The organism is Microbacterium sp. B24 (genome assembly GCF_000333415.1).
Classification (GTDB): Bacteria; Actinomycetota; Actinomycetes; order Actinomycetales; family Microbacteriaceae; genus Microbacterium.
Window position 1 is genome coordinate 1 of record NZ_BADB01000525.1, and the last position, 231, is coordinate 231.

1 pseudogene is annotated in these 231 nt (G+C 67.1%); it reads left to right on the forward strand.

Annotated features, from left to right (window positions below):
• Positions 1-231, forward strand: a pseudogene (locus I5I_RS15555) (1-aminocyclopropane-1-carboxylate deaminase); the annotation flags it as partial.

A 231-nucleotide genomic window follows, 5' to 3' on the forward strand; every position in this document is an offset into this window, starting at 1 on the left:
AGCCGGTCCCGGGGATCCTCTAGAGCACTCGTGGAAGCAGGCGCTGGCCGAGGTCGAAGCCGGCGGCGGTACGCCCTACCCCATCCCCGCCGGAGCGAGCGAGCACCCGCTCGGAGGTCTGGGCTTCGCCAACTGGGCGTTCGAAGTCGCCGAGCAGGAGAAGCAGCTCGGCGTCTTCTTCGACACGATCATCGTCTGCACCGTCACCGGATCGACCCATGCCGGAATGAT